Source organism: Blastococcus sp. TF02A-35, from assembly GCF_004571075.1.
Classification (GTDB): Bacteria; Actinomycetota; Actinomycetes; order Mycobacteriales; family Geodermatophilaceae; genus Blastococcus.
On record NZ_SPQP01000075.1, the window covers coordinates 1 to 5181 of the forward strand.

Genomic DNA, 5181 nt, shown 5'->3' on the forward strand with positions numbered 1-5181 from the left:
GCGATCTGCTGCTGATTCGGCCCGGCTCGAAGATCCCCGTGGACGGCGTCGTGGAGGACGGCGAGTCCGAGGTGGACGAGTCCATGGTCACCGGCGAGAGCCTGCCGGTGCACAAGGCCACCGGCTCAGAGGTCATCGGCGCTTCGGTCAACACCACCGGCACCCTGCGGGTGCGGGCCACGAAGGTGGGCGCGGACACCGCACTGGCGCAGATCGTGGCCCTGGTGCAGCAGGCACAGAACTCCAAGGCGCCGGGCCAGCGACTCGCCGACCGCGCCGCCTTCTGGCTGGTGCTGGTGGCGCTGATCGGCGGCGGCCTGACCCTGGCCGTGTGGCTGCTCGCGGGTGCCTCGTTCGCCACCGCGATGCTGTTCGCGATCACCGTCGTGGTCATCACCTGCCCCGACGCGCTCGGGCTCGCCACCCCGACGGCGATCATGGTCGGCACCGGCCTCGGCGCCCGTCGCGGCGTGCTGTTCAAGAACGCCACCGCGCTGGAGACCGCCGCCCGGATCGACACCGTGGTGATGGACAAGACCGGCACCCTGACCAAGGGCGAGCCGGAGGTCACCGACGTGGTCGTCGAGGGCATGGCCGAGGACGAGGTCCTCGCCCTCACGGCCGCCGTCGAGCGGGAGTCCGAGCACCCGCTGGCCGAGGCCGTGGTTCGCGAGGCCGACGCGCGTGGCGTTCCGGTCCTGGCCGCTGAGCGCTTCCGCAACGTGCCCGGCCACGGCGCGAGCGCGGAGGTCAACGGCCGTCGGGTGCTGGTCGGCAACGCCAAGTTGATGGGCGACGAGGGCGTCGACCTCGGCGCTCTGCGTGCGCGCCGGGACGAGTTGGCGGGAAGTGGCCGGACGGCGGTGCTCGTTACGGTCGACGGCCGGGCCGTCGGGGTGATCGCGCTGGCCGACGCCGCGCGGGAGACCTCGGTCGCGGCCGTGGCCGCGCTGCACGAGGCCGGGGTACAGGTGGTCATGCTCAGCGGCGACAACACCGCCACCGCCCGGCGGATCGCCGACCAGTTGGGCATCGACACCGTGATCGCCGAAGTCCTACCCGGCGACAAGGCCGCCAAGATCACCGAGTTGCAGCAGGCGGGCAAGCGGGTGGCCATGGTCGGCGACGGCGTGAACGACGCCCCAGCGCTGGCCCAGGCCGACCTCGGCATCGCCATCGGCGCAGGCACCGACGTGGCCATCGAGACCGCTGACGTGGTCCTCATGCGGTCGGACCCGCTCGACGTGCCGATCGCGTTGCAGATCGGCCGGGGAACGCTGCGGAAGATGCGGCAGAACCTCGGGTGGGCGATCGGCTACAACGCGATCGCGCTGCCCATCGCGGCTGGGGTGTTCGAACCGGCGTTCGGGCTGGTGCTGCGGCCGGAGATTGCGGCGCTGTCGATGTCCGGCTCGTCGTTCCTGGTCGCGGTCAACGCTCTGCTGCTCAAGCGGCTGCGGCTGCCGGAGGCCCCGGAGGCGCCCGCTGCCGAACCGGCGGCGTCCCGAGCCCCGCAGCCGGTGTCGCGCTGACAAGACCTAACCCGAGATCAACGACGCGAGGACGGAGGTGACGATGCGCGGGCGACGAGGGTGGGTCCTGCTGCTGCTGGCCGCCGTCTTCGCCATGCACGGCCTCCAGTGCGCCGCTGCGGACTCCGGGACCACCACCGCTGCGCATGGCACTGTCCAGACCACTCTGGCCGAGCCCGACCCCGTGCTGCACGCGGCCGGGCTCGGCCCGGTGATGGAGTCGGCCGCCGCCATGACCGCCGCCCCCGCTGCCGCCGTCGTCGCCGGGACGGCGATCGGCATGTCCCTCGCGGCAGGCCACGACAGCACGCCGCACACGGCCGGGCACCTGTGGGCGGTGTGCCTGGCCGTCCTTGCCGCCGGGCTCGCCGCGATGCTCCTGGTCCTCACCGGGCGCCTCACCGAGTTCCGACTGCCACGCACCCGCCGCACCCCCGGCAGCCCCTGGGCCTGGCTGCGTCCACCCCGGCCGCCGGACCTGTACTCCCTCTGCCTGATGCGGATCTAGGCCGAACGTCGCGCTTCTCGTCCCCAGCCTCGCGGCTGCGGCGACGCCTTCGCACGTTCCCTCAGACCCGTATTCAGGAGATCGACATGACCCGCAAGACCACTCTGCTCGCCGGTGCCCTCCTCGCTGGAGCGCTCGCGCTCACCGCCTGCTCGGATGACTCCGGCGCCTCGCACATGGACTCGATGGAGAGCGGCAGCGCCGAATCAACCAGCACGTCCGCCAGCGAGAACGCGGCGTTCAACGACGCCGACGTCACCTTCGCCCAGGGCATGATCCCGCACCACCAGCAGGCCATCGAGATGGCGCAGATGGCGTCCGAGCGGGCCGAAGACCCGCGCGTGCTCGACCTCGCCAGCCGCATCGAGGCCGCCCAGCAGCCCGAGATCGACACCCTCACCGGCTGGCTGAAGGAGTGGGGCGCCGAAGACAGCATGGGCGGCATGGACCACGGCGGCATGGACCACGGCGGCGGCATGATGTCCGAGGAGGACATGAACGCCCTGATGGCCGCCTCGGGCGCGGAGTTCGACCGACTGTTCCTGGAGCAGATGATCGAGCACCACACCGGCGCCGTGGAGATGGCCACCACCGAGGCCGGTGAGGGCCAGAACACCGAGGCGCTGGCGATGGCCAACAACATCCGCGACACGCAGAACGCCGAGATCGCCGAGATGCGGCAGTTGCTGACCGAACTGGGCGGCTGAGCCCCGGCCCGGCGGTGGCGGGCGATCCGCTACCGCCGGGCACCGGCCGGTGGTCAGCCCAGGCTGGCGATCAGGTCGCGGCACGCCTGCTCGCAACGGCGGCACGACGCAGCACACACCCGGCAGTGCTCGTGCATCGAGGCGTGCTGCTCGCACTCGTCCCCGCACGCCTTGCAGGCGGCGGCGCACGCTTCGAGGACCGCACGGGTCAGGTTGGCGTCGTAGCCGGTGTGCCGCGACAGCACCCGCCCGGTGGCCTCGCAGACGTCAGCGCAGTCCAGGTTGGTGCGGATGCACTTGATCAGGTCAGCGACCATACCCTCGCTCAGGCAGGCGTCCGCACAGGCGGTACACGCCTGGGCGCACTCGACGCACGCCTCGATACAGGCCCGCAACTTGTCCTTGTCGACCCCACCAAGGTCCTTCGGGTAGGTGTCGAGCATCTGGGCGGCGACAGTCATGAGTCCTCCACGGGTGCGAGCGGTCGACGGTTCGGATGCCGTCGGCGACGTCCACTCGGACTTCCGAGTCCCTACCCGCGATGTCCGGCGAAGCACGCCAGTCATCGACTCGTCATGTGCGGCGGCGAAACTGGGCAAGTGCTGGTCAGTGCGGTGGGCGCAGGCCGTTCACCGTGACCGCGACAAGCCTCCGGACACCCTCCTGGGAGGGCATCTCTCGGGCACCGCCGAGCGCATGCAGGCAGAAGGTGGCCAGTTCCTCGGCCGGGATGTCAGCGCGCAGTTCCCCGGCGGCCACGCCCTCGGCGATCAGGTCGCGCAGGAAGTCGCGCAGCCGGTGACGGGCCTGGACAACGTGCTCGGCTCGGTGCAGGACCGCTCCCATGTCGGCGCCGTGGGAGTGCGCGGACAGGTGCGCGTACGTCTCCAGAGCCGCAGCCAGGCGCTGCCCGACGCTGCCCGGCTGGTTCCCGACCTCCGCCAGGCGCTCCAGATGGAGGTCGATCTGCCGTTCGTGCCAGGCACCCAAGATGGCCTCGACGTCGGAGAAGTGCCGGTACAGCGTCGCCCGACCGATCCCGGTGGCCTCGGCGATCTGCGACATGGTCACCGAAGCCAGGCCGTGCTCCGCCACGAGCGTCGCCGTGGCGTCGAGGGTCGCGTCCCGCACCGCCTGGCGGTGCTCCTCGATCGTCTCGCTCCACAGTCGTGGCACATCCACAGCATACGATCGAGACACCTCGCCAAGTGTGGGACACTATGTCCCGATAACTCTGACGAGCGGTTCCTAACTGATTGCAGGAGTACCCATGGCTGCACCAACGCCGCAGCACCGAGACGACGCCGACGGCGGACAGGACCTCCGTCCTCAGACGGGACGGCCCCGCTGGGTGACGGCGGTGCTCATCGCCGCCGTACTGCTCCTCGCACTCGTCGTGGTCCTGCACCTGACCGGCAACAGCCTGGGCGGTCCCGGCAGCCACATGCCATGACCATGCCTCCGGCGGTGCGCAAGACCGCGCTCACCGTGCACGTGGCCGCCTCGGTCGGCTGGCTGGGCGCCGTTGCGGCCTTCCTCGCCCTCGCCGTCGTTGGCTTGACCAGCACAGACGGATCCACGGTCCGTGGCACCTACGTGGCAGCGGCCGTGGTGACCTGGTTCGTCATCGTTCCGCTGTGCCTCGCCTCCCTGTTGAGCGGCATCGTCCAATCACTCGGCACACCTTGGGGCCTGTTCCGGCACTACTGGGTCGTGGTCAAACTCGCCCTCACCCTCGGCGCGACCCTGCTGCTGCTCGTGCACACCCAGCCGATCGACCACCTCGCGGCCGTCGCCACCGACACCGGCATCTTCGGCGCCGACCTACACGGAATGCGCGTCCAACTCGTCGTCGATGCGGGCCTTGCCACCCTCGTCCTGCTGGCCACCACGGCACTAGCCACAGTCAAGCCGAGAGGCATGACCCGGTACGGACAACGCATGCAGCGACGCGACGCCTTGACTGCGCGGCGTGATGGCCGCCAGTGGGACCAGCCTGGGCATGTGCGTGGGTTACCGGTGGCGCCGGACCTTCCAAGCCGACAGCAGTAGCAGGGCGACAAGGAGCGGCCAAGGACGGGCGCCGGGCTTCCGCACCGCTGGGCGGAAGGCTCGGACCGCCCGCTACTGCGGCCCAAGCCCCCAGCCCGAGAGCGCGGCTATCCGCCCTGGGACTTCCGGGTCACCACCGTGGCCGTGACCCGGCGAGACGGTATGACCAGGCACCGACACGGCGAGGAAGGCCGCCCAGCGGAGTCCGACAAACTCGTCGGGTGGCCTTGTTCCTGACAACCCCCGACGACTAGCTGTGATGACCAGGCACGTTGGTCGAGGACCTGTGATCACAGTGTCTGACTTGTAGATGGGCGAAGGCCTCCCGGTGTGGAGTGGAGCTGTCGAGGAACCGCTCCGCCACCAGAGGAGGCCTTCGTGG

At 70.5% G+C, this 5181-nt stretch carries 7 protein-coding genes; 5 read left to right on the top strand and 2 right to left on the bottom strand.

What is annotated here, in order from left to right; genetic code table 11:
• From E4P43_RS19490 to E4P43_RS19500, 3 genes are all read left to right on the top strand, one after another.
• Nucleotides 1–1532, top strand: a 1532-nt coding sequence (locus tag E4P43_RS19490; RefSeq protein WP_135147168.1) for a heavy metal translocating P-type ATPase, incomplete at its 5' end; no start/stop codon positions are given.
• Nucleotides 1533–1575: 43 nt separating this feature from the next.
• Nucleotides 1576–2040, top strand: coding sequence for a DUF6153 family protein (locus E4P43_RS19495; RefSeq protein WP_135147169.1), 465 nt, complete (start codon nucleotides 1576–1578; stop codon nucleotides 2038–2040).
• A gap of 86 nt (nucleotides 2041–2126) precedes the next feature.
• Nucleotides 2127–2747, top strand: a complete 621-nt coding sequence (locus tag E4P43_RS19500; protein ID WP_135147170.1) for a DUF305 domain-containing protein — start codon at nucleotides 2127–2129, stop codon at nucleotides 2745–2747.
• Nucleotides 2748–2800: 53 nt separating this feature from the next.
• On the opposite strand, the gene E4P43_RS19505 is transcribed toward E4P43_RS19500, so the two are convergent.
• Together E4P43_RS19505 and E4P43_RS19510 are read right to left on the bottom strand one after the other, a co-directional pair.
• Nucleotides 2801–3208 carry a four-helix bundle copper-binding protein gene (locus tag E4P43_RS19505; RefSeq protein WP_135147171.1) on the bottom strand — a complete coding sequence of 136 codons (408 nt, stop codon included), beginning with the start codon at nucleotides 3206–3208 and terminating at the stop codon, nucleotides 2801–2803.
• Nucleotides 3209–3353: 145 nt separating this feature from the next.
• Nucleotides 3354–3947 carry a TetR/AcrR family transcriptional regulator gene (locus tag E4P43_RS19510; RefSeq protein ID WP_209313978.1) on the bottom strand — a complete coding sequence of 198 codons (594 nt, stop codon included), beginning with the start codon at nucleotides 3945–3947 and terminating at the stop codon, nucleotides 3354–3356.
• 70 nt (nucleotides 3948–4017) lie between these two features.
• Here E4P43_RS19510 and E4P43_RS19515 point away from each other — a divergent pair, with 70 nt between their 5' ends.
• Together E4P43_RS19515 and E4P43_RS19520 are read left to right on the top strand one after the other, a co-directional pair.
• Nucleotides 4018–4200 carry a hypothetical protein gene (locus tag E4P43_RS19515; RefSeq protein ID WP_135147172.1) on the top strand — a complete coding sequence of 61 codons (183 nt, stop codon included), beginning with the start codon at nucleotides 4018–4020 and terminating at the stop codon, nucleotides 4198–4200.
• Nucleotides 4197–4799 carry a hypothetical protein gene (locus tag E4P43_RS19520; protein ID WP_209313979.1) on the top strand — a complete coding sequence of 201 codons (603 nt, stop codon included), beginning with the start codon at nucleotides 4197–4199 and terminating at the stop codon, nucleotides 4797–4799. Before E4P43_RS19515 ends, E4P43_RS19520 begins: the two co-directional genes overlap by 4 nt.
• Nucleotides 4800–5181 lie beyond the last annotated feature (382 nt).

Excerpts from the sequence above, each read along its gene's own strand:
- E4P43_RS19505 (WP_135147171.1), bottom strand. The coding sequence starts at position 3,208 with ATGACTGTCGCCGCCCAGATGCTCGACACCTACCCGAAGGACCTTGGT.
- E4P43_RS19515 (WP_135147172.1), top strand. The coding sequence starts at position 4,018 with ATGGCTGCACCAACGCCGCAGCACCGAGACGACGCCGACGGCGGACAG.
- E4P43_RS19520 (WP_209313979.1), top strand. The coding sequence starts at position 4,197 with ATGACCATGCCTCCGGCGGTGCGCAAGACCGCGCTCACCGTGCACGTG.
- E4P43_RS19500 (WP_135147170.1), top strand. The coding sequence starts at position 2,127 with ATGACCCGCAAGACCACTCTGCTCGCCGGTGCCCTCCTCGCTGGAGCG.
- E4P43_RS19495 (WP_135147169.1), top strand. The coding sequence starts at position 1,576 with ATGCGCGGGCGACGAGGGTGGGTCCTGCTGCTGCTGGCCGCCGTCTTC.